19 protein-coding genes are annotated in these 22,253 nt (G+C 70.8%); 11 read left to right on the top strand and 8 right to left on the bottom strand.

Annotated features, from left to right (window positions below):
- The first annotated feature begins 5 nt into the window (after positions 1-5).
- Both Aiant_RS20305 and Aiant_RS46555 read left to right on the top strand, forming a co-directional pair.
- Complete coding sequence (locus Aiant_RS20305; protein WP_189332151.1) at positions 6-680, top strand: DUF4097 family beta strand repeat-containing protein; 675 nt, start codon at positions 6-8, stop codon at positions 678-680.
- A 76-nt stretch (positions 681-756) separates the two neighbouring features.
- Positions 757-2,127 carry a calcium-binding protein gene (locus Aiant_RS46555; protein ID WP_189332152.1) on the top strand — a complete coding sequence of 457 codons (1,371 nt, stop codon included), beginning with the start codon at positions 757-759 and terminating at the stop codon, positions 2,125-2,127.
- A gap of 59 nt (positions 2,128-2,186) precedes the next feature.
- Here Aiant_RS46555 and Aiant_RS20295 read toward each other — a convergent pair whose 3' ends face one another.
- Genes Aiant_RS20295 through Aiant_RS20285 form a run of 3 tightly spaced genes read right to left on the bottom strand, consistent with a single transcriptional unit; the run spans position 2,187 to position 4,596 of the window.
- On the bottom strand, positions 2,187-2,969 hold the full coding sequence (locus Aiant_RS20295; RefSeq protein WP_189332153.1) for an ABC transporter permease: 783 nt from the start codon (positions 2,967-2,969) through the stop codon (positions 2,187-2,189).
- The gene (locus Aiant_RS20290; RefSeq protein WP_189332154.1) at positions 2,966-3,919 is read right to left on the bottom strand and encodes an ATP-binding cassette domain-containing protein; all 954 of its coding nucleotides are present in this window, start codon (positions 3,917-3,919) and stop codon (positions 2,966-2,968) included. Before Aiant_RS20290 ends, Aiant_RS20295 begins: the two co-directional genes overlap by 4 nt.
- Positions 3,920-3,930: 11 nt before the next feature.
- A complete protein-coding gene (locus Aiant_RS20285) occupies positions 3,931-4,596 on the bottom strand; it encodes a DUF4097 family beta strand repeat-containing protein (protein WP_342358075.1) in 666 nt (221 codons plus the stop codon).
- A gap of 224 nt (positions 4,597-4,820) precedes the next feature.
- On the opposite strand from Aiant_RS20285, the gene Aiant_RS20280 reads away from it, so the two are divergent.
- The 5 genes from Aiant_RS20280 (at position 4,821) to Aiant_RS20260 (ending at position 10,430) form a co-directional block, all read left to right on the top strand.
- Positions 4,821-5,534 carry a helix-turn-helix domain-containing protein gene (locus Aiant_RS20280; RefSeq protein WP_189332156.1) on the top strand — a complete coding sequence of 238 codons (714 nt, stop codon included), beginning with the start codon at positions 4,821-4,823 and terminating at the stop codon, positions 5,532-5,534.
- Positions 5,535-5,590: 56 nt separating this feature from the next.
- Positions 5,591-5,842 carry a hypothetical protein gene (locus Aiant_RS20275; protein WP_189332157.1) on the top strand — a complete coding sequence of 84 codons (252 nt, stop codon included), beginning with the start codon at positions 5,591-5,593 and terminating at the stop codon, positions 5,840-5,842.
- Between the two features lie 77 nt (positions 5,843-5,919).
- Positions 5,920-6,981: an SPFH domain-containing protein gene (locus tag Aiant_RS20270; RefSeq protein WP_229830388.1), complete on the top strand. Its 1,062-nt coding sequence runs from the start codon at positions 5,920-5,922 to the stop codon at positions 6,979-6,981.
- A gap of 103 nt (positions 6,982-7,084) precedes the next feature.
- Entirely contained in the window at positions 7,085-8,908 is a 1,824-nt protein-coding gene (locus tag Aiant_RS20265) for an Ig-like domain-containing protein (protein WP_189332159.1), read from the top strand.
- A gap of 109 nt (positions 8,909-9,017) precedes the next feature.
- A complete protein-coding gene (locus Aiant_RS20260) occupies positions 9,018-10,430 on the top strand; it encodes a chitinase (RefSeq protein WP_189332160.1) in 1,413 nt (470 codons plus the stop codon).
- A gap of 1,035 nt (positions 10,431-11,465) precedes the next feature.
- Here Aiant_RS20260 and Aiant_RS20255 read toward each other — a convergent pair.
- Positions 11,466-12,017: a thymidine kinase gene (locus Aiant_RS20255; RefSeq protein ID WP_189332161.1), complete on the bottom strand. Its 552-nt coding sequence runs from the start codon at positions 12,015-12,017 to the stop codon at positions 11,466-11,468.
- Positions 12,018-12,273: 256 nt separating this feature from the next.
- Between Aiant_RS20255 and Aiant_RS20250 the strand changes: the two genes are divergently transcribed.
- Together Aiant_RS20250 and alr are read left to right on the top strand one after the other, a co-directional pair.
- On the top strand, positions 12,274-13,281 hold the full coding sequence (locus Aiant_RS20250; protein WP_189332162.1) for a D-alanine--D-alanine ligase family protein: 1,008 nt from the start codon (positions 12,274-12,276) through the stop codon (positions 13,279-13,281).
- On the top strand, positions 13,278-14,453 hold the full coding sequence (gene alr, locus Aiant_RS20245; RefSeq protein ID WP_189332163.1) for an alanine racemase: 1,176 nt from the start codon (positions 13,278-13,280) through the stop codon (positions 14,451-14,453). Before Aiant_RS20250 ends, alr begins: the two co-directional genes overlap by 4 nt.
- On the opposite strand, the gene Aiant_RS20240 is transcribed toward alr, so the two are convergent.
- Together Aiant_RS20240 and Aiant_RS20235 are read right to left on the bottom strand one after the other, a co-directional pair.
- On the bottom strand, positions 14,369-15,442 hold the full coding sequence (locus Aiant_RS20240) for a sensor histidine kinase (RefSeq protein ID WP_189332164.1): 1,074 nt from the start codon (positions 15,440-15,442) through the stop codon (positions 14,369-14,371). The genes alr and Aiant_RS20240 overlap by 85 nt on opposite strands.
- Positions 15,439-16,104 (bottom strand): response regulator transcription factor, encoded by a 666-nt coding sequence (locus Aiant_RS20235; protein ID WP_189332165.1) that lies wholly within the window; start codon positions 16,102-16,104, stop codon positions 15,439-15,441. Before Aiant_RS20235 ends, Aiant_RS20240 begins: the two co-directional genes overlap by 4 nt.
- 75 nt (positions 16,105-16,179) lie before the next feature.
- Between Aiant_RS20235 and Aiant_RS20230 the strand changes: the two genes are divergently transcribed.
- Both Aiant_RS20230 and Aiant_RS20225 read left to right on the top strand, forming a co-directional pair.
- Entirely contained in the window at positions 16,180-17,208 is a 1,029-nt protein-coding gene (locus Aiant_RS20230) for a calcium-binding protein (protein ID WP_189332166.1), read from the top strand.
- Between the two features lie 113 nt (positions 17,209-17,321).
- On the top strand, positions 17,322-18,065 hold the full coding sequence (locus Aiant_RS20225; protein WP_189332167.1) for a hypothetical protein: 744 nt from the start codon (positions 17,322-17,324) through the stop codon (positions 18,063-18,065).
- 62 nt (positions 18,066-18,127) lie between these two features.
- Here Aiant_RS20225 and katG read toward each other — a convergent pair whose 3' ends face one another.
- Positions 18,128-20,329: a catalase/peroxidase HPI gene (katG, locus tag Aiant_RS20220; protein WP_189332168.1), complete on the bottom strand. Its 2,202-nt coding sequence runs from the start codon at positions 20,327-20,329 to the stop codon at positions 18,128-18,130.
- 106 nt (positions 20,330-20,435) lie between these two features.
- Positions 20,436-21,986 carry a pectate lyase family protein gene (locus Aiant_RS20215; RefSeq protein WP_189332169.1) on the bottom strand — a complete coding sequence of 517 codons (1,551 nt, stop codon included), beginning with the start codon at positions 21,984-21,986 and terminating at the stop codon, positions 20,436-20,438.
- Positions 21,987-22,253 lie beyond the last annotated feature (267 nt).

Raw genomic sequence — 22,253 nt, 5'->3', positions numbered from 1 at the left:
CGCCGATGCGCATCTGGATCACCCTTCTCGCCGCCCTCGCCGCCGCGCCGCTCACCGCGTGCGTCCACCAGGAGCAGACCGAGACCGAGACCCGCACCTACGACCTCACCGACCGGGCCGCCGCCGTGGTGGTCAGCAGCCTCGGCGGCCGGATCACCGTTACGGCTGGCGCCGGCGACACCGTGCACGTCACCGAGACCCTCCGGTACGCCGGGGCGCAACCCGCGCCGGAGCACCGGGTCGTCGGCACCGACCTCACCTTCACCTCGGGCTGCCAGGGCCACCGGGGCACCTGCGGCGTCGACTACCGGATCGAGGTGCCGGCCTTCTTCCGGGCGACGCTCGACAGCGACGGCGGCGCCGTCTCGGTCACCGGCCTCTCCGGCGAGCTCGACCTGACGTCCGGCGGCGGAGCGGTCGAGGCGGACGGCATCGGCCCGGTCACCGCCCGGACCGGCGGCGGCGCCGTGCGGCTCACCTTCGCGACGCCGCCCGGCACGGTCCGGGTGGACAGCTCGGGTGGGGACGTCACGCTCCGGCTGCCGCGGGACAGTTATCGCGTCGACGCACGAGCGGACGGCGGTGACACGAGCATCGAGGTGCCGACCGACGGCGCCGCCCCGCGCCGGATCGGCGTCGACTCCGGCGGTGGGAGCATCGTGGTCACACCTGTCCGATGAGGACGGTCAGGTGCACGGGTGCTCTATGATGCCGCGAACAATTCATGAATGGTTTTCGAACGGGGGAGAGATGGCGATGTCGAGGTTGACCTGGCTGACCCGGGCCGGAGTGGCGCTGCTGGCCACCACCGCCGCGGTCGGCGTGTGCAGCGCGCCCGCCCAGGCCGCGTCCACCGGTCTGGTGTATGTGGGGGCGCCCATCGAGCCCGGCGATCCGGTCACCGTCAACTTCAAGGCGGGCTCGGGGAAGAAGAACGCGGTCGTGATCACCCGGTCCGGCCGGACGATCACCTTCGACGACCGGGTCGCGGTGCGGGCCGGCAAGGGTTGCAAGGCGGTGAAGGGCGACAAGACCAAGGTTCGCTGCACCGTCAAGGCGGAGATCGGCAACCTCAGCGTCAGCCTCGGCTCGGGCAACGACAAGGTCACCAACAAGACCAACCTGCCGCTGCTCGCCCGGGGCGGCTCCGGCAAGGACACGCTGATCGGTGGCTCGGCGCAGGACCTGCTGTTCGGTGGCTCCGGCGCGGACCGTCTCTACGGCCTGGGCGGCGACGACAACCTCTACGGCGAGACCGGCGCCGACGTGCTGTCCGGCGACGCGGGTAACGACAGCCTGACCGGTGGCCTGGGCAACGACCTGGAGTACGGCGGCGCCGGCAACGACAGCTTCGCGCAGGCCAACAACGACGAGAGCGCCCCGGACGCGGACTGGCTCTCCGGCGGCGCCGGGACCGACCAGATCTCGTACGCCTGGCGCAAGCGGGCGATCACCGCCGACTCCGACGGTGCCCGGGGCGACGACGGCCACCGGGGCGAGGGTGACACCCTCCTCAGCTTCGAGACCATCATCGGCGGTCTCGGTGACGATCACCTGTACGGCACCAACGGCCCGGACCACCTCTCCGGCCTGGCCGGCAACGACGTCATCGTCGGCTACGGCGGCGACGACGTGATCGACGACTACGCCGGCAACAACAAGCTCTACGGCAACGACGGCAACGACGTGATCGAGTCCGGCACCGGCACCGACCTGATCTCCGGTGGGGCGGGCGTGGACACCGTCACCTACGGCTTGCGGTTCGACGGGGTGACCGTGGACCTGGACGGCGCCACCGGTGACGACGGCGCGCCGGGCGAGAAGGACACCGTGGCCGGCGACATCGAGAACGTGCGCGGCACGCAGGCCAACGACATGATCATCGGCAACGACGGGCCCAACCGCCTGGACGGCGGCAACGGCGACGACGTCATCCGCGGTGGCGGGGGTGGCGACGTGCTGCTCGGTGGCGAGGCCGACGGCGTCGACCAGCTGTTCGGCGAGGCCGGCGACGACTACCTCGACGGCGGGCAGGACGGGAAGATCGACTCCCTCGACGGCGGCGCCGACAGCGACCAGTGCCTGCCGAACCGCGAGGGCGACAAGCTGGTGAACTGCGAGCGCTAGACCCGGAACCACGAAGGGCCGCCCCGGCCGGGGCGGCCCTTCGCCGTTTCACCGGACGGTTACCGGGGGTCGCGGTTGAACTTCGCGGTGGACCAGAAGTAGCCGAGGACCGCGAGGCCGACGCACCAGGCCACGGCGAGCCAGCCGTTGTGGCCGATGCCGGTGCCCAGGAGCAGGCCGCGCAGGGTCTCGATGGCCGGGGTGAACGGCTGATACTCGGCGATCGGCTGGAACCAGCCGGGCATCGCGTCGACCGGGACGAACGCGCTGGACAGCAGCGGCAGCAGGATCAGCGGCATGGCGTTGTTGCTGGCCGCCTCGGCGGTCGGGCTGACCAGGCCCATCCCGACCGCGATCCAGGTGAGCGCCAGGGCGAACAGGGTGAGCAGCCCGAACGCCGCCAGCCACTCCAGGACCGTGGCGTCGGTGGAGCGGAAGCCGATGGCCACGCCGACCGCACCGACCAGGACCACGCTGACCACCGACTGCACGACACTGCCGATCACGTGCCCGACCAGCACCGAGCCGCGGTGGATGGCCATCGTGCGGAACCGGGCGATGATGCCCTCGCTCATGTCGGTGGAGACCGAGACGGCGGTGCCGATCACCGTGCTGCCGATGGTCATCAGCAGCAGGCCGGGCACCAGGTAGGCGATGTACTCGGCGCGGCCGCCGCCCAGGCCGGCGCCGAGGGTGTCGCCGAATATGTAGACGAACAGCAACAGCAACATGACCGGGGTGAGCAGCAGGTTCAGTGTCAGCGACGGGTAGCGGCGCGCGTGCAGCAGGTTGCGGCGCAGCATGGTGGACGAGTCGCGGACGGCGAGGGCGAGGGTACTCATCGGACAGCCTCCTCGGGCTTGCTGGACTTGCTGGTCAGGGCGAAGAACACGTCGTCGAGGTCGGGGGTGTGCACGGTCAGTTCGTCCGCGCGGACGCCGGCCGCGTCCAGCCGGTCGAGGATCGCGCGCAGGTTCTGCTGGCTGCCGTCGCTGGCGAGGTGCAGCGCCTGCGCCTCGTCGTCTCCGCTCGCCCCGTCCAGGGCGAGCACCGCGGCACGGTAGGCGAGCGGATCGGTGAACCGCAGCCGGACGTGCCCGCCGGGGATGAGACGTTTGAGCTCGTCGGCGGTGCCCTCGGCGGCGATCGTGCCCTCGTGCAGCACGGCGATCCGGTCCGCGAGCTCGTCGGCCTCCTCCAGGTACTGGGTGGTGAGGAAGACGGTGACGCCGTCCGCGACGAGCTCACGGATGATCTGCCACATGTTGTGCCGGCTGCGCGGGTCGAGGCCGGTGGTCGGCTCGTCGAGGAAGATCACCCGCGGGCTGCCGACCAGCGTCATCGCGATGTCGAGGCGGCGCTTCATGCCGCCGGAGTAGGTGGAGGCGGGTTTGCCGGCCGCCTCCACCAGGTCGAACCGCTCCAGCAGCTCGGCCGTGACCCGCCGGCCCGCGGACCGGGACAGGTGGTGCAGGTCCGCCATGAGCAGCATGTTCTCCGCGCCGGTGATCAGGCCGTCGACCGCGGAGAACTGCCCGGTGACACCGATCGACGCGCGGACCGCCTGCGGGTCGGTGGCCAGGTCGTGCCCGGCGATCCGGATCGGGCCGGAGGCCGGGTCCGGCGTGATCAGGGTGGAGAGGATCTTGACGGCGGTGGTCTTGCCGGCGCCGTTCGGGCCGAGCAGCGAGAAGATCGTGCCCTGCGGCACGGCCAGGTCGACGCCGTCGAGCACCACCGTGCCGTCGTAGGACTTGCGCAGCCCGTTCGCTGCGATGGCCAGGTTCGTCATGTCGGTCTCCGTCACAGGCTGCGGGCGACGATGTCGCCGTACGAGGTGGTCGCGTGGATGTCGAGCGCCGGGGCGCCGTCGTTCTTCAGGCTGTTGTCGATCCGGCCGTGACCGGTGCCGGCGTCCAGGGCGGCCGCGACGCCCGCCGCCGCGACGACGGTGATGGAGCCGGCCTGGGTGCGCAGCACGACCGTGCCGCGGTGCGCCTCGGCGATCCGGATGTCGCCCTGGTCGGTGCTGATCTCGGCGGGGCCGGTGAGCCGGGCGACCGCGATGTCGGCGGCGTTGGCGATGAGCCGGACGCTCGCGGCCTCGTCGATGTCGACGGCCCCGTGCGCGCCCTCGAAGGTGACCTCGCCGAGCTGCCCGGTGGTCCGGAACTCGGCGCTGGCCGCCCGCGCCTCGATCCGGGACCCGGCCGGCAGGTGGATCGTCACGTCGACGGCGCCGGAGGAGCCGAGGACCTGGTGCTGGGTGGTGGTCTCGACCCGCAGGACGCCGTCGGCGTACGCGATCCGGGTCCGCTCGGCGGCCGTCACGTCGCGGCTCTTGGTGTCGTCCGCCGGCCGCCCCTCGACCGTGGTGTCGGCCCGCTCGGTGGCGACGACGTGGATCCGCCCGGCCGGGACGTCCAGGACGGCGGCGATCGGGGCCGGGGTGGCGAAGGTCTGCATCATGCTCTCCCGTGTTCAACGTTGTTTCCGATGCCAGAAACGCTACGTTGCGTTCGAGAGTTGGGCAACATGGTCGTTGCGTACCGTCAGTGTTTTAGCTGTTCAATGCTCTGAAATCGTTGCAACGGGATGGTTTTCAATGCAACACGGCCGAGCGGTTTCATTGCAATGCAGCGAGGCTGAACGCTACGCTGGAGGCGTCACGGCGTACGCAAAGGAGATTGTCGATGCCCGGAGGCAGGCTTACCCAGCAGGAGCGCCAGCAGATCGCGCTGGGGGTGGCCGACGGGCTGGCCTATGCGGAGATCGCCCGCCGGCTCGACCGTCCCACCTCGACGGTCACCCGCGAGGTGATGCGCAACGGCGGCCCCGCGGCCTATCGGGCGGACCTGGCGCACCGGGCCACCGAGCGCCGCGCCCACCAGCGGCGCAAAGCCGTCCCGCGGGGGACCGAGGCGCGCCTGCACGCGCACGGGCGCGACCCCGAGGCGGTGCGCGAGTTCGAGGAGGCGATGACCACCAACATCATGGCCTCCGGCTTGCCGAAAATGATGGCCCGCATGCTGACCTGCCTTTACACCACCGACGCGGGCAGTCTCACCGCCGGCGAGCTGGTCCAGCACTTGGGGGTGAGCAAGGCGTCCGTCTCCAAGGCGGTCGCCATGCTGGAGAGTTTCGGCCTGATCCGCCGGGAGCGCGACGAGCGCCGCCGCGAGCGCTACGTCGTCGACAACGCCGCGCTCTACCAGTCGATGATCGCCAGCGCTCAGCAGAACCTCGAGTTGGCCCGGATCGCCCGGGGCGGCGTCGGCGTCCTCGGCCCGGACACCCCGGCGGGCATCCGGTTGGAGAACGTCGCCCGTTTCATGGACTTCGTCGCCGAGGCCATCGTGCGCGCCGCCGAGCAGGCCCGCGAGGTGCTCTACGCGAAGGGGACCTGATCGGGAAGTGACGCTTGGGGCGGCCGGGGCTCGCGGTGCGGGAGCACAATGCAGGCGTGACGAGTGAGACGCTGGTCGGCCGGGTCGGCAGGGTGATCACCGCGATCCGCGGCGGCGAGCGTGCCGGTGAGATACGCCTGATGGTCGGCGGCATGCCGCACTATTACCTCGCGTATTCGCCGGTTCCCCTCCCGATCGGGGCAGAGGCGCTCGTCATCCACAACCGTGGCGCGCGCCAGGTCGACGTCGAGCCATGGCCCACTGTGCCGCCGGACGGGATCGCCCGCGGCGTCGATGAAGGGCTGTAGAAGTGTTCGGTTATCGGGTTCCCGCCCCCAACGAAGCGCTGCTGATCAGCGGTCGGAAACAACGGGGTGCGGATGCGTTGCCGTTCAAGATCGTCACTGGGCACGGCGTGTTCGTCCTGCCCGTCTTCTCCAAGGCCACCCGGCTGACCCTGGCCATGCAGGAGGCCGAGGTCGTCGAGGACTGCTACACCAAGCAGGGCCTGACGCTGGGCGTGCAGGCGGTGATCGCGTTCAAGGTCGGCGACGACCACGAGTCGATCGCCGCGGCCGCCCGTCGCTTCCAGGGCAACCAGGGTCAGATGCCCACGCTGGTCGGCCGGATCTTCTCGGGCCACCTGCGCAGCATCATCGGCAGCATGACCGTCGAGTCGATCATCAGGGAGCAGCAGACGCTGGCCGACGCGATCGTCGACGCCAGCAAGACCGAGATGGCCCGGATCGGCCTGGCCGTCGACTCGTTGCAGATCAGCAGCATCGACGACAAGGGCGTCGGCTACATCAAGGCGCTCGCCGCGCCGCACCAGGCGCGGGTCAACCAGGAGGCGAAGGTCGCGCAGGCCGCCGCCGACCGGGAGAGCGCGATGTCCGAGCAGGAGAGCATGCGGCACCAGGCCGAGTACGCCCGGCAGACCGCGATCGCCCGCGCGCAGTATCAAGCCGAGATCGACCAGGCGCAGCAGACCGCGTCGCAGGCCGGCCCGCTGGCCGCCGCCCGCGCCGCCCAGGAGGTGCTCGCCGAGCAGGCGCTGGTCGCGCAGAAGAACGCCGAGCTGCGCCAGGCCCAGCTGATCGCCGAGGTGGTCCGGCCGGCCGAGGCCGAGGCCGAGCGGATCCGGGCGCTGGCCAAGGCTCAGGCCGACGCCACCAAGCTCTCCGCCGAGGCCGCCGCGGCCCAGGACCGGATCGCCCTGGACCAGGCGATCATCGACCGGCTGCCGGAGATGCTGCGGGCCGCCGCCGAGGGCCTGCGCGGCGCCAACGTCACCGTCCTGGACGGTGCCGAGGGCCTGAACAGCGTGGTCGCGTCGCTGGCCGCGCAGGGCATGACCATGCTGGAGACGATCCGCTCCGGCATGCGGACCGATCCCGTGCAGCCGGGCACCGCGGTCGCGCCGATCAGCCCCAAGTCCGTCGCCTGACCTGCCGGGCCCGGCCGCCGCGGCGGCCGGGCCCGCGGCAACAATGGGGTCGTGCGACGAGACGGTTGCGTTCTATGATCGCGGGCACTCATCCCCATCGATCATGGAGTCCGTCGATTTGAACAGGGTCTTCAGCACCGGCCTGGCGCGTGTCGCCGCGGCTGTCGTGGCCGGGGCGGCCACCGCGGCCGTACCCCTGGCCCCGGCCCTGGCAGCGGAACTGCCGGACCTGCGGGTCACCGTCGGGATCAGCCCGGCCAAAGCCACCTACGCCGTCGGTGACCAGGTGACATTCACTTTCACCGTGGCCAACGTGGGTGACGCCCCAGCGGTCCGGGCCCGGCTGGAGGGTGGTGACGAGGACGGTGTCACCCGTGCGTCCGATCCGCCGGGTGAGCCCTTCGGGCTGGCGCCGGGTGCGACGCACACCATCACCTGGGACGGGGTGATCGACAAGTCGGCGGCCGTCGGCGGGGCAGCCGCTGGAGCCTGGAGCTTCGTCAACGACGCGGGCGAGGCGAACGCGAGTGACAACACCGCCCGCTACCGGCTGCTGGTCCCCGGCCTCACCGGCAATCTGACCGTCAAGACGTTCGCTGATCTCCTCGGCAACTATGACAGCCGGCAGCGGGGCACCTCCGGCGTCGGGCTGACCCTGACCGGCGAGGACGGTGCGACCGTCGCCACGGCGACCACCGATGCGACCGGCATCGCCCGGTTCACCGACCTGCCCGCGAGCAACCGGTACGTCCTCGTCCTCACCGGTTGGCAGCAGCGCGGCGAAGGCGGCCGCATGCAGGTCAAGGGCGGCGAGACCATGTCGGCGTCGATCGCGCTCGTGCCCGGCAGCGGTCCGGCGGAGGCGCGGCCCACCGTGTCCGGCACCGGCCTGACCGACGGGCAGCAACTGGGGCTCTACCCGACGATCCACCCGGCGTACGCCGACGACGTCGCGGTCACCAAGGTCGAGGTCCTGGTCGGTGACGTGGTCGCCGGGTCGTTCGCGGCGCCGCTCCCGGCGGACCTGTCGTTCACCGTGCCGAACCCGGCGCAGCTGCACGACACGGACGCGACGGTCACCGTGCGCGCCTACGACGCGGACGGGAACTCCGGCTCGGCGAGCACCCGGGTGCACGTGGACGTGCTGGCCCCGGAGGCGACCATCACGCCGGCATTCGGCACCACGCTCAGCGGTGTGACCAGCCTCCAGGCCACCGGCCTCTCGCCGGACGTGGCGCGGATCGAGGTGCGCGACTCCCGGGGGGCCGTTGTCGCCCGTGCGGACCGGGCGCCGTGGACCCTGACCTGGGACACCCGTGGCCGCAACGGCGACGAGGCGGTCATGGTGCACGTCTTCGACACCGCCGGCAACGCGCGCAACCTGGGCGGGGTGTACCGGATCGACAACGCGGGGCCGGCGGTCAAGTCCGTCACACCCGGCGCGGGCGCCCTGGTCCGTGGCACGGTGCGGACCACCGTGTCCGCTTCCGACCCCAGCGGGATCGCGTCCGCGACGGTTCTCGGCGGCAAGCCCACCTCGTCGCCGTTCACCTGGACGGTCACGCCGGTCGCGCAGGGCGCGTTCACCATCGAGTGGACCGTGACCGACCGGCTCGGGAACCGGACGACCGTGCGGCGAGTGGTCGTCAACGACACCGTCCGGCCCACGCTGAAGGTCACCAAGCGGCCGAAGAACAACACCAAGCTGACCAAGAAGACCACGCTGACCGCCGCGGCGAGCGACCGCAACGGCGTCGCCAAGGTCCAGCTGCTGGTCAACGGCAAGGTGGTGGCCACCGACTTCACGGCCGGTTACCACTTCACGCTGAACCCGAAGAGGTACGGCAAGAAGTTCACCGTGCAGCTCCGTGCCTACGACAAGGCGGGCAACGTCACGTACTCGACCAAACGGACCTACCGCCGCTGACGCCCGCGTCCTCTCCGTTGTGCCGATACGGCCCCGTCCGCGGGGCCGTATCCGTCTTCACGCCGAACAAGCTCTTTACATCTTCAGTTAACAGTCCTAATAATTGCCCATGCGTCGATCCGTGACCCTCGCCACGGCGGCTGTGCTGGCCGCCGCATGCACAAGCGTCTATGCCGCCTCGACCGCGAGCGCCGCCACGGCGTGCGCTCCGGCCTGGAGCGCCTCCGCGACCTACGTCAAGGACAACGTCGCCTCCAAGGGCGGCAACAATTACACCGCCAAGTGGTGGACCCAGGGTGAGGACCCGACCCTCAAGAGCGGGCAGTGGGACGTCTGGATAAACAACGGCGCGTGTGGCGGGACCACGAACCCGAGCCCGACCACGTCGACGAGCCCGACCACGAGCCCCAGCCCGACGGTCAGCCCGACGACCAGTCCGACGGCGAGCCCGACGCCGACCAGCCCCACCCCGACCACGCCGATCCCCACCGGCGGCCTGCCCAAGCACGCGCTCATCGGCTACCTGCACGCCAGCTTCGCCAACGGCGCCGGCTACCTGCGGATGGCCGACGTCCCCGCCGACTGGGACATCATCAACCTGTCCTTCGGCGAGCCGACCAGCGTCACCTCCGGTGACATCCAGTTCAAGCTCTGCCCGGTCACCGAGTGCCCGACCGTGGAGAGCGAGGCCGAGTTCATCGCCGCGATCAAGACGAAGCGGGCGGCCGGCAAGAAGGTGCTGCTCTCCATCGGAGGCGCCAACGGCCAGGTGCAGCTCACCACCACGGCGGCCCGGGACAAGTTCGTCAGCTCGGTCAGCGCGATCATCGACAAGTACGGCCTGGACGGCGTCGACATCGACTTCGAGGGTCACTCGCTGTCGCTGAACACCGGTGACACCGACTTCAAGAACCCGACCACCCCGGTGATCGTCAACCTGATCAGCGCCCTGAAGTCGCTCAAGGCCCGGTACGGCGCCGGCTTCGTGCTGACCATGGCCCCGGAGACGTTCTTCGTCCAGCTCGGTTACCAGTACTACGGCTCCGGCCCGTGGGGCGGCCAGGACCCGCGCGCCGGCTCCTACCTCCCGGTGATCTACGCGGTCCGCGACTTCCTCACCGTGCTGCACGTCCAGGACTACAACTCCGGCTCGATCATGGGCCTGGACAACCAGTACCACTCGATGGGTGGCGCCGACTTCCACATCGCGATGACCGACATGATGCTGGCCGGCTTCCCGGTCGCCGGCAACACCGCGAACCTGTTCCCGGCCCTGCGCGAGGACCAGGTCGCTTTTGGCGCGCCGAGCTCCACCAGCGCCGGCAACGGCTACGTCGCACCGGCCGGCGTGCAGCAGGCGGTCACCTGCCTGGTGAAGGGCACCAACTGCGGCGGCTACACCCCGCGCAGCGGCCTCAACCCGGACTTCCGCGGCCTGATGACCTGGTCGATCAACTGGGACAAGTTCTACAGCTGGGAGTTCAAGAACAGCCACGAGCCGTTCCTGAACGCCCTCCCGTAACCCTGTCGGGCATCGGGTGATCGTCCACCGGTCCCCCGATGCCCAACCCCAAAAATCAACACCACCCTCAGGTACGCCCTAGCCCCGCCCCACCCGCACAGCCCCGTCCCGCCCCTCGACGCCAGGCCCTGCCCCCTCCCGACCGCGACGCCGCATCCGGGCCGAACTGCCCACCTCCCGCTGTCCCGCCCAAACCCCCACGGTGAAGCCCAGCCGGGTTCGCCGGGCTGGACCCCACGGCCCTGTCCCGAGCCCCGATAGGGCCACCAAGCCCAGCCGGGCTCGCCGGGCTGGCTCGCATGGCCCTGTCCCGGGTCCGGGTAGGGCCGTCAGGGCCAGCCGGGTTTGTCGGGCTGGCCCTCACGGCCCTGTCCCGAGCGCGGGTAGGGCGGTCAGGGCCAGCCGGGCTCGCCGGGTTTGTCGGGCTGGCGTCCATGGCCCTGTCCCGGGTCCGGGTAGGGCGGTCAGGGCCAGCCGGGTTTGTCGGGCTGGTGTCTATGGCCCTGTCCCGGGCCCGGACAGGGCCACCGGGGCCAGCCGGGTTTGTCGGGCTGGTGTCTATGGCCCTGTCCCGAGCCCCGATAGGGCCGCCAAGGCCAGCCGGGCTTGCCGGGGTTGCCGGGCTGGCGCCCACGGCCCTGTCCCGGGTCCGGGTAGGGCGGTCAGGGCCAGCCGGGTTTGTCGGGCTGGCGTCCATGGCCCTATCCCGGGTCCAGATAGGGCCGCCAGGTCCAGCCGGGTTCGTCGGGGTTGCCGGGCTGGCCCCCACGGCCCTATCCCGAGCCCGGAAAGGGCCGCCAGGTCCAGCCGGGTTCGTCGGGCTGGCGCCCATGGCCCTATCGAGAGTCCGGATAGGGCCGCCAGGTCCAGCTCGGGGTTGGGTTGGCGGTCGTGGGCAGCCGCGGGCGCCGCCCTGGAGGGGTGGGCGTTTTGGACGCGTCAGCGGCCAGCCCGGCCCGGAAGGGTCCCTGGCGGGAGCGACGATCAGTGATCAGCGCGGACCCGAGTCAGCATGAATTTGATCCTGAAGTTGATCTAGGGGAGGACCACGCAACGGCGGCAGCGCGCCTCATAGGTGTACGTGCCGTCGTCGGGCAGCGCGGTCGAGGGCGCCAGCTCGCGGATGAACGGTTTGCCGTGCTCCAGGACCTGGGTGTGGGTCGCGTCCAGGGAGCGGCAGACGTCGCAGACCGCGCGGCGGTAGATCACCTTCTCCGGCGCGAGTTCGAACAGCGCCCGGACCGGCGCGAACAGCTGCCCCCGGTGGTCCAGGTCGATCCCGGCGACGACCACCTTGATGCCGGCGCGGACCGCGACCCCGAGCACCGCGATGTCGTCGACGGTGAACATGTGGATCTCGTCGACGCCGATCACCTCGACCTCGCCGTCGGCGGCCCCGGCCAGCGTGTGCACCTTCAGCGTCTCCAGGGAGCCGCCGGAGCGGGACATCACCGCGGTGTCCCGGCCGTGCCGGGCCGACTGGAAGATGCGGTGCGGGATGCCGGTGTGCTGCAACGGGGACAGCAAGCTGATCATCTCGAGTGACTTGCCGCCCTTCATCGGGCCGAGGATCACGGTCAGGTCCATGACGCAGAGCGTGCCACCAGGGGATGGCCCGGTGGCACGCACCCCGTGCTACCTGGATCAGCCGATGGCGTAGGTCCGGGGGAGTCGTCGACTCTCTGTAGCCACCGCTGGTGCAGGTTGATCATGGCATAGGCGCCGGTGATTACGACTGCGTGGCGACGGGACCGTTACGGCCGGCGTGGTTTGGGCCGATGTAAACGGCCGATAAGAAGATCGCTGACGTTCGCCGGACAGCGCGTTCCCGAGGATGTCGACCATGCAGAACTCCGCAGGTAAGACCCGGGTCGCGGTCATCTTCGGCGGGCAGAGCGCGGAACACGACGTCTCCTGCCGCTCCGCCGCCTCGGTCTTCCGGTTCCTCGACCGCGGACGCTACGAGGTGCTGCCGATCCGGATCTCGCGGGCCGGCGTGTGGGAGATCGGCACGGACACCGGCACCGGCGCCGAGTTCCCGGAGCGGCCGCCGTCGACCGGCAGCCTGATCGCCGCGCTCGGCGCGCTCCGCGCCGTGGACGTCGCGTTCCCGGTCATGCACGGCCCGTTCGGCGAGGACGGCACGTTGCAGGCGGTGCTCGAGACGGCCGGGGTCCGGTACGTCGGCAGCGGCGTCCTGGCCAGCGCCACCTCGATGGACAAGCAGTTCACCAAGACGATCGTGGCGGCCGAGGGGATCGCGGTGGCCGACGGCGTGGTGCTGCGCGACGGCGACGACGACGTGCCGCCGGCCGACCGGGAGCGGCTCGGCCTGCCCGTCTTCGTGAAACCGGCCCGCAGCGGCTCCAGCGTCGGCGTCACCCGGGTCGACGACTGGGCCGACCTGGACCAGGCGATCACGGCGGCCCGCAAGCACGACACCAAGGTGCTGGTGGAGGCGGCCGTGATCGGGCGCGAGGTGGACATGGCGGTGATCCAGCACCCGGATGGGACGATCGTGGCCGGACCGGCGCTGGAGATCAGGCACGGCGCCGCGTTCTTCGACTTCGATGCGAAGTACACGCCGGGCGCGGCCGAGTTCGTCATCCCGGCCGACCTGCGCCCCGAGGAGCGGGAGCTGCTGGAGCGGACCGCGATCCGGGCGTTCGAGGCGCTGGGCTGTGCCGGGCTGCTGCGGGTGGACTTCTTCCTGACCGGGGACGGCGTGGTGCTCAACGAGGTGAACACGCTGCCCGGCATGACCGAGCTGTCGCAGTTCCCGCAGATCTGGCGGGCCGCCGGGATGCCCTACCCCGAGCTGCTCGACCTGCTGCTGCGTGCGGCTCGATGACCCGGGCGATCGTCGACCTGGACGCGATCGGGCACAACACCCGGCTGCTGCACCGCGCCGCCGCCGGCGCCCGGTTGATGGCCGTGGTCAAGGCGAACGGATTCGGGCACGGCAGCGTCGAGGTGGCTCGCGCGGCGCTGGCCTCCGGCGCCTCCTGGCTGGGCGTGACCTCGCTGCCGGAGGCGATGGAGTTGCGGGCCGCCGGGATCCGGGCGCCGATCCTGATGTGGTTGTTCGCCCCGGACGACATACTGGAAACCGCCCTGCTGTCCGACATCGACCTGTCCGTCAGCGCGGTCCGCACCCTGGAGTCGCTGGCCCGCGCCGCGGGCCGGCTCGGCCGCCCGGCGGCCGTGCACCTCAAGGCGGACACCGGGTTGTCCCGCGGCGGCGCGACCGCCGACGACTGGCCGCACCTGCTCACGGTCGCCGCCAAACTCCGGGCCGCCGGTCTCATCACGGTACGCGGGGTGTGGTCCCACCTCGCGAACGCCGAGCACCCGGACGACCCGGGCCTGCACCGGCAGCTGATCGCCTTCGGTCACGCGCGCGCCGAGGCGGCCGCCGCGGGCTTCCCCGGCCCGCTCACCCACCTGGCCAACTCGGCGGCGACCCTGCACCTGCCGCAGACCCGGTTCGACCTGGTCCGCCCGGGCATCGCCGTGTACGGCGTCGAACCGGTGCCGGGCCGCTCGTTCGGCCTGCGCCCGGCGATGACCCTGGAGTCCACCGTCATCCTCACCAAGCGGGTCGGCCCCGGCACCGGCGTCTCCTACGGCCACGACCACGTGGTCACCCGGGAGACCACGCTCGCCCTGGTCCCGGCCGGTTACGCGGACGGGGTGCCGCGGCGGGTCGCCGGCCGCGCCGAGGTCGCCATCCACGGCCGTCGCGTCCCGATCGTCGGCCGGATCGCGATGGACCAGGTCGTGGTCGACGTCGGCGACCTACCGGTCCGGGCCGGCGACCGGGTGGTCCTGTTCGGGCCGGGCGACGAGGGTGAGCCGACCGTCGCCGACTGGGCGCGCTGGGCGGAGACCAACCCGCACGAGATCCTGACCGGTGTCGGTCCGCGGGTCCGGCGCTGTCACCGCGGTTTCTCGGCCGGCAGCACGATCTCCACCCGCAGCCCGTCGCGGCCGGACGAGTGCGCGGCGATGACCCCGTCGTGAGCCCGGCAGATCGACCGGACGATGGTCAGGCCCAGGCCGGCCCCGCCGCTGTGGTCGATCCGGGTCCCGGACAGTCGCCGGAACGGCTCGAAGAGCCCGACCACCGCCTCCGGCGGCACGTCGTCGCCGGTGTTGGTGACGGTCAGCGCGGGCTCCCCGCCGACCTGCACCTCGATGGTGCCGTCCGGCCGGTTGTACTTGATGGCGTTCTGCACCAGGTTGGTGACCATCCGTTCGAGCAGCACCCGCTCGCCGAACACGGTCCGGGCGGTGAGCTTGCGGGTGATCGTGACGCCGGCCTCCCGGGCCCGCGCCTCGTGGTCGTCGAGCACCGTCGCGACGATCTCGTCGAGCCGTAACGGGATCTTGGTGACCAGTCCGCGGTCGCTCTCGCTGAGCACCAGCAGGCCCTCGATCAGCCGCTCGTTGCGCTCGTTGGTCTCCAGCAGCTGCGCGGTGACCAGGTCGAGCTTGTCCGGGTTGGTGGCCCGGGCCAGGCCGACCTCGATCAGGGTGCGCTGCACGGCAAGCGGGGTGCGCAGCTCGTGCGCGGCGTTCGCGGCGAAGTGGCGCTGCGCGTCGTAGCCCATCGCGATCCGGTCCATCATCGCGTCGATCGCCCGGGCCAGCACCGCGATCTCGGTGTCACCGCCGGCCGGGTTGATCCGGTAGCCCAGGTTCTGCGGGCCGACGCTGGCGATCACCGGCTCCAGCTCCCGGATCGGTTGCAGGCACCAGCGGACCGCCCACCGCGCGCCGGCCGCCGCGGCCACCGTGACCAGCAGCACGAGCGCGAAGAGTTGCAGGTTGGGGCGCTCGGCGACGGCCTGGCAGAGGACCCCGCGGCTCCCCAGCGACCCGCAGACCGCGCCGCCGGCCAGCCGCAGCCAGAACAGCAGGAAGTCGGTGAGCCAGAAGACCAGGACGCCCAGGACGAACGCCGTGGTGCACACCGCGATGATCCGCCGGGCCGGCGAGCGGGTCTTCATGCGAGCGTGCCCAGCCGGTACCCGACGCGCGGCACGGTGTGGATCACGGCGGGCTCGCCGAGTTTCTTGCGCAGCGTCATGATGGTCACCCGGACCGAGTTGGTGAACGGGTCGGCGTGCTCGTCCCAGGCCTGTTCCAGCAGGTCCTCGGCGCTGACCACCTGCCCGCCGGCGCGCAGCAGCACGCGCAGCACGGCGAACTCCTTGGGTGTCAGGTTCAGCGTCAGCCCGTCCCGGGCGGCGAAGTGCCGGACCGTGTCGAGCAGCACGCCGTCCTGCTCAAGCACCGGCTTGAGCGGCGCCACCGAGCGCCGGGCCAGCGCCTGCACCCGGGCCACCAGCTCGGCGAAGGCGAACGGCTTGGTCAGGTAGTCGTCGGCGCCGAGCCCGAGCCCCTCCACCCGGTCGCGGATGCCGGCCGCCGCGGTGAGCAGCAGCAACCGGGTGTCGATGCCCTTCTCGACGACCTGGACGCAGACCTCGTCACCGGTCAGCCGGGGCATGTCCCGGTCCAGGATGGCGACGTCGTACCGGTGCGTGTTGATCCGCTCGAGCGCGTCCGCGCCGTCGTAGACGACGTCCACCGCCATGGCGAACTGCCGCAGCCCGTCGGCGACCGTGTCGGCCAGGGTCCGCTCGTCGTCGGCCATCAAAATGCGCACGGCTGCACCCTAACCACCGCTGCCCAGTCGGCGGTCCGACATTTATGATCTCTGGAACTCACGGGGAGGGTCCATATGAGAATCGTTTCTCGCCTGCTGGTCCTGGGCGTCACCACCACCGCGGTCGCCGCGGTGTTCGCCGCGCCCGCGCAGGCCGCGTCGACGGGCGTCGCGTCGGTCTCCGGCAGCAAGGTGCGCTTCAAGGCCGCCGCGACCGGCGCCAACCGGGTCGTGATCACCCGCAACGGACGGACGATCACGATCGACGACAAGCGGGCGATCAAGGCCGGCAAGGGTTGCAAGCAGGTCAAGGGCGACAAGACCAAGGTTCGGTGTACGCCCGCGACGGCGCCCACCCGGATCCGTGTCGAGCTGCGCGGTGGCAACGACGTCCTGGACAACCGCACCGGCGTGCGGATGACCGCGTACGGCAACGACGGCAACGACCGGATCTACGGCGGCTCGGGCGACGACCTGATCTACGGCGGCCGCGGCGGCGACGAGATCTACGGCCGGGACGGCGGCGACCACATCTACGGCGCGTCCGGCTATGACGTGATCTCCGGCGGTGCCGGCAACGACCAGCTCTTCGGCCAGCTCGGCCGGGACCTGCTGGACGGCGGGTACGGCGACGACCAGCTCCGCGGTGACGACCCGGCGCAGGGCGCGGTCGCGGCCGACTTCCTGTACGGCGGCCCGGGCCGGGACCTGGTCTCCTACATCCAGTACCGCAAGGCGGTCACCGTCAACCTGGACGGCCGGTCCGGTGACGGTCAGGCCGGCGAGCGGGACACGGTCGGCGCCGACGTGGAGGACCTCGAAGGCGGCTCCGGCAACGACCTGCTGACCGGCAACGCCGCGAACAACTTCCTGCGCGGCTGGTCGGGCGACGACGTGCTGCGCGGTGGCGCCGGCAACGACGTGCTCGAGGACGGCCTCGGCCGGGACTCGCTGTACGGCGAGGACGGCGACGACGACCTGCGGGGCCTGGACAACCTGGGCACGCCGTCACCCGACCGGATCGACGGCGGCGCCAACACCGACTTCTGCCTCTACACCCCGGTCGACACCCTGATCAGCTGCGAGGAGTCGTCCACCGAGTAGGTCCGCCGCCCATGCTCAGGAGCCACCCCGCCCGGGGTGGCTCCTTTTTGTTTGCGGGACGTTCATCGATCCCGGACGTGACGCCGTAACGGTACCGTCCTACACTCTCGATCATGCTTTCCGGACGCCTTCGTGCCTTCGCCGCCGCCCTCGCCCTCGCGCCCGCCGCGGGCCTGCTGATCGCCTCCACGCCCGCCCAGGCCGCCACCGACATCAAGGTCACCTCGGTCTCGGTGAGCAAGAGCGTCGTCGTGCTGAGCTCCAAGGCCGGCTGCACCGGCGCCGTCACCTTCACCGCCAAGCTGAACAAGGCCATGCCTGCCACGGGTTACTCGTTCGCCGGCGTCGGCGTCGACATCTACGAGCCGGGCAACTCCAGCAAGCCGCGGGACGGCCTGGCGTTCAAGCGGGTCGGCTCGACGAACACCTACCAGGGCACCGTGAAGCTGTGCGGCAGGTACAAGGCCGGCAAGTTCACCGCCAAGGTCTACGGCGCGCTGGTGCCCACCTCCGGTGACGCCGAGTTCACCAACGTGATCACCAAGGCCATCTCGCTCAAGCGGCCGTCGAAGGTCACCCTGAACGCCGCTCCCGAGCCGGTCGTCAAGGGCAAGAAGCTGACCGCGGCCGGCGTGCTGAAGTCCGACGGCAAGCTGCTGGCGAAGACCTCGGTCAAGATTTACTTCAAGCCGGCCGGCAAGACCACCTGGGCCTACAAGGGCACCGCGGTCACCAACGCCAAGGGCGCTTTCAGCAAGAAGTTCACCGCCACCAGGACCGGCACCTGGAAGGTCGTCTACGCGGGCACCGGCACGCGGAACACCGCAAGCGCCACGGACGCCGTGAAGGTCAAGTAACACCGGGCACGAACAGAAGCGGGGCGCCCGGCCGGGCGCCCCGCTTCTGTGTCACTGCCGGATCAGACCTCGAAGCGGTCCAGCTCCATGACCTTGACCCACGCCTGGACGAAGTCCTGGACGAACTTCTCCTTGGCGTCGTCGGCCGCGTAGACCTCGGACTGGGCCCGCAGGATCGAGTTCGACCCGAAGATCAGGTCGGCCCGGGTGCCGGTCCACTTCACCGCGCCGGTCGCCCGGTCGCGGCCCTCGAACAGCTCGCCGTCGCCGTCCACCGGCGACCAGACGGTGCCGAAGTCGAGGACGTTGACGAAGAAGTCGTTGGTCAGCACGCCCGGCGTCGCGGTGAACACGCCGGTGCTGGACTGCTGGTAGGTCGCGCCCAGCACGCGCAGGCCGCCGACCAGCACGGTCAGCTCCGGCGCGGTCAGCGTGAGCAGCTCGGCCCGGTCGACGAGCAACTGCTCGGTCGGCCGGCGGTGGCCCTTGCCCAGGTAGTTGCGGAAGCCGTCGTGGGTCGGCTCGAGCACCGCGAACGACTCGGCGTCGGTCTGCTCCTCGGTGGCGTCGGTGCGGCCCGGCGTGAACGGGACCTCGACCGTGACGCCGGCGTCCGCGGCCGCCTTCTCCACCGCGGCCGAGCCGGCCAGCACGATCAGGTCGGCCAGCGAGATCTCGGCGCTGAGCTGCGCCCGGACACTCTCCAGCACACCCAGCACGCGGGCCAGCCGCTCCGGCTCGTTGACCTCCCAGCCGCTCTGCGGGGCCAGCCGGATCCGGGCGCCGTTCGCGCCGCCGCGCTTGTCGGTGCCGCGGAACGTCGAGGCCGACGCCCAGGCGGTGGCGACCAGCTCGGCGACGGTCAGGCCGGACGCCAGCACGGCGGCCTTGATCTCGGCGACCTGCGCCGGGCCGACCAGCTCGTGGCTGACCGGCGGGACCGGGTCCTGCCAGATCTGCGGCTCGGACGGGACCTCCGGGCCGAGGTACCGGGCGATCGGGCCCATGTCACGGTGGGTCAGCTTGAACCAGGCCTTCGCGAAGGCGAGCCGGAACTCCTCTGGGTTCTCGTGGAACCGGCGGGCGATCGGCTCGTAGATCGGGTCGAACCGGAGCGCCAGGTCGGAGGTGAGCATGGTCGGCACGTGCCGTTTCGCCGGGTCGTGCGCGTCCGGCACGGTGCCCTCGGCGGCCGGGTCGGTGGGCACCCACTGCTTCGCGCCGGCCGGGCTCTCGCTCAGCGTCCACTCGTACTTGAAGAGGGTCTCGAAGAACGTGTTGTCCCACTGGGTCGGGGTCGGCGTCCAGATGCCCTCCAGGCCACTGGTGATCGCGTCGCCGCCGACCCCGGTGCCGTACGTGCTCTTCCAGCCGAGGCCCATCTGCTCGATCGGGGCGGCCTCCGGCTCGGCGCCGACGTTCGACGCCGGGCCGGCGCCGTGCGTCTTGCCGAAGGTGTGGCCACCGGCGATCAGGGCGACGGTCTCCTCGTCGTTCATCGCCATCCGGCCGAACGTGTCCCGGATGTCCCGGGCCGACGCCAGCGGGTCCGGGTTGCCGTTCGGGCCCTCCGGGTTGACGTAGATCAGGCCCATCTGCACCGCGCCGAGCGGGCTGGCCAGCTCGCGGTCGCCGGAGTAGCGCTCGTCACCCAGCCAGGTGTCCTCGCTGCCCCAGTTGACCTCCTCCGGCTCGTAGACGTCGGCACGGCCGCCACCGAAGCCGAACGTCTCGAAGCCCATCGACTCCAGCGCGACGTTGCCGGCCAGGATCATCAGGTCGGCCCAGGAGAGGCTCTTGCCGTACTTCTTCTTGACCGGCCAGAGCAGCAGCCGGGCCTTGTCCAGGTTGCCGTTGTCCGGCCAGCTGTTGAGCGGGGCGAACCGCTGCTCGCCGGCGCCGCCACCACCGCGGCCGTCGAAGGTCCGGTAGGTGCCGGCGCTGTGCCAGGCCATCCGGATGAAGAGCGGGCCGTAGTGGCCGAAGTCGGCCGGCCACCAGTCCTGCGACCGGGTCAGCAGTTCGGTGATGTCGGCCTTGACCGCCGCCAGGTCCAGGCTCTGGAACGCCGCGGCGTAGTCGAAGTCGCCGCCCAGCGGGTTGCCGGCGGCCGGGTTGCGGTGCAGGACGCTCAGGTCGAGCTGGTTCGGCCACCAGTCCCGGTTCGCCCGCCCGCCGTGGGACGCGGTGCCGTGCGCGACCGGGCACTTGCCGGCGCTCTCCTTGCGTACCTCACGGTTTTCGGCGGCGAGTTCGTCGGCCACAGGTCCTCCAGAGACGGTGATCAGGCGGATGCGCCGACGAGTCTGGTCCCTTTTCTGGAATCAGTCAAGAAAACATCTGGTGCGCGAGCCGGGTCGCCGGGGTGCCTCAGATCCTGCCGGTGCCGGCACCGGCCTTGACCAGGGCGGAGACCGACGAGGCGGGCTCCAGGGTGACCGCGTACGGCGCGGCGGTGAACGTGCCGGTCTGGGTGATCACCGGGGCCTGGCCGCCGAAGTCGTTGCCGGAGATGACCGCGAAGCCGTCCTCGTCGGAGTCCTCAGTGGTCCAGACCGGCAGCTTGACGTTCACGAACACGTTGTTCTGGACCAGGCACTGCGCGTTCATCAGGCAGTGGATGCCGCTGGTCTCGGCGTTGCTGAACAGGTTGTCGTACAGGTGCACGGTGCCGAACCGGACCCGCGGCAGGCGGGACGCCACGTTGTCGAACCAGTTGTGGCCGTAGGTGATCCGCAGGTGGCCGGTGTCCTCGGCCGCGTTGCTGTCCGAGTGGCCGATCAGCGAGCCCTTGTGGTGGTCGTGCAGGTGGTTCCAGGAGACCGTGACGAAGTCGGTGGCGTGCGTCAGGTCCACCATGCCGTCGTAGAAGTCCTTGTCGTGCGTGGTGTCGTTGAACAGCTCGTTGTGGTCGATCCAGATGTGATCCGACTTCTGCGCGGCGATCAGGTCGACCGGCGCCAGCGCGAACGAGATCTTCAGGTTCCGGATGATGACGTTGCTGGCCTTCTTGATGGAGATGCCCGCGCCGGTCAGGCCGGCGTTCGCGCCGACCCCCACGATCGTCTTGTCCGAGGAGACGACGACCTGGTCCGAGCCGCTGCCCTTGAGGACGCTGGAGAGCTGGAGGACCTTCGGGCCGTCCGAGGCGGCCTCGGTGATCAGCTGGGCGAGCGAGGTGATGGCGACGGTCTCGCCGCCGGCGCCGCCGGTGGTGCCCGCGCCGAAGCCGATCGGGCTGCTCTCGAACTTCCCGCCGGTGGTGGCGGTCGGACTCGCCGTCGCCGTCGCCGTCGGGCTCGCGGTAGCGGTAGCGGTCGGGGACGTCGTCGGGGCGGTCCCGCTGGTGGTCACCACCACGTCGTCGAACGCTGCGGTGGCGTCATAGGTCAGCAGTCCGATCCGGCCCCTGCCGCTGGTGCTCGCCGTGCCGGTCACGATCGTGGCGCCGTTGACCGAGCCGCTCAGCGTGGTCCCGCTGACCGTCAGTCCCAGGGTGTAGGAGGCGCCGGCGGTCACCGTGACGGCCGCCTCGCTGAGCACGGTGGCCGTGCCCGACTTCACCGACTCCAGGCGGACCTTGTTCCCGCCGGTCAGTGCCAGGCGGTAGAAGCTGGTGGAGCTGGTCGCCCGGGCCACGATCCCGGCGTAACCGCCGGTCGCCACCGCGAGCGGGTCGACCTTGGCCTGCACGGTGTAGTCCGTCCAGTCGGTCGAACCCGCGAACTCCCGGGCCAGTGTCGCGCCACTCTTCGACTGCCGGAGCTCGCCGTCGGTGACCGACCAGGTGCCACCCGACTTGCTCCAGCCGGCCGTGTCACCGTCTCCGAAATCGTCCGAGAATCCGGCCGGGTTCGCGGCGTCGGCGTCCGCGAAGGACACCCCCGCCACGGTGCCGAGGCCGGCCACGACTGCCGCCATTCCGGCCGCGAGAATCACTTTCCGCTTCCGGGGATCCGGCTTCTTCGCGTGGTTCATCGTCGTCCTTTCGCTCCGATTCGCGGCGAGGCGAAGACGGGGGAATGGGGATGGCCGCCTCGGCGCGATCAGGACGATATGCATTAGTGGGAGGGCGGTCAACCCGCCTTAAGCAATTCCTAAAAGTGTTCTGAGCTGCGGATATGTAAACGCTGCTAGGGTCGGCAGAATGCTCTGCCGACCTCAGGAATGAATTCAAAAAAGGCCATG

Origin of the sequence: Actinoplanes ianthinogenes (genome assembly GCF_018324205.1) — a bacterium.
GTDB lineage: Bacteria > Actinomycetota > Actinomycetes > Mycobacteriales > Micromonosporaceae > Actinoplanes > Actinoplanes ianthinogenes.
This window is presented reverse-complemented; position numbering and strand designations above follow the sequence as displayed.

Bases quoted from the DNA above. Each gene is read 5' to 3' on its own strand.
- Aiant_RS20305 (WP_189332151.1), top strand. From the start codon at position 6: ATGCGCATCTGGATCACCCTTCTCGCCGCCCTCGCCGCCGCGCCGCTC.
- Aiant_RS46555 (WP_189332152.1), top strand. From the start codon at position 757: ATGTCGAGGTTGACCTGGCTGACCCGGGCCGGAGTGGCGCTGCTGGCC.
- Aiant_RS20295 (WP_189332153.1), bottom strand. From the start codon at position 2,969: ATGAGTACCCTCGCCCTCGCCGTCCGCGACTCGTCCACCATGCTGCGC.
- Aiant_RS20290 (WP_189332154.1), bottom strand. From the start codon at position 3,919: ATGACGAACCTGGCCATCGCAGCGAACGGGCTGCGCAAGTCCTACGAC.
- Aiant_RS20285 (WP_342358075.1), bottom strand. From the start codon at position 4,596: ATGATGCAGACCTTCGCCACCCCGGCCCCGATCGCCGCCGTCCTGGAC.
- Aiant_RS20280 (WP_189332156.1), top strand. From the start codon at position 4,821: ATGCCCGGAGGCAGGCTTACCCAGCAGGAGCGCCAGCAGATCGCGCTG.
- Aiant_RS20265 (WP_189332159.1), top strand. From the start codon at position 7,085: ATGGAGTCCGTCGATTTGAACAGGGTCTTCAGCACCGGCCTGGCGCGT.
- Aiant_RS20260 (WP_189332160.1), top strand. From the start codon at position 9,018: ATGCGTCGATCCGTGACCCTCGCCACGGCGGCTGTGCTGGCCGCCGCA.
- Aiant_RS20255 (WP_189332161.1), bottom strand. From the start codon at position 12,017: ATGGACCTGACCGTGATCCTCGGCCCGATGAAGGGCGGCAAGTCACTC.
- Aiant_RS20250 (WP_189332162.1), top strand. From the start codon at position 12,274: ATGCAGAACTCCGCAGGTAAGACCCGGGTCGCGGTCATCTTCGGCGGG.
- alr (WP_189332163.1), top strand. From the start codon at position 13,278: ATGACCCGGGCGATCGTCGACCTGGACGCGATCGGGCACAACACCCGG.
- Aiant_RS20240 (WP_189332164.1), bottom strand. From the start codon at position 15,442: ATGAAGACCCGCTCGCCGGCCCGGCGGATCATCGCGGTGTGCACCACG.
- Aiant_RS20230 (WP_189332166.1), top strand. From the start codon at position 16,180: ATGAGAATCGTTTCTCGCCTGCTGGTCCTGGGCGTCACCACCACCGCG.
- Aiant_RS20225 (WP_189332167.1), top strand. From the start codon at position 17,322: ATGCTTTCCGGACGCCTTCGTGCCTTCGCCGCCGCCCTCGCCCTCGCG.
- Aiant_RS20215 (WP_189332169.1), bottom strand. From the start codon at position 21,986: ATGGCGGCAGTCGTGGCCGGCCTCGGCACCGTGGCGGGGGTGTCCTTC.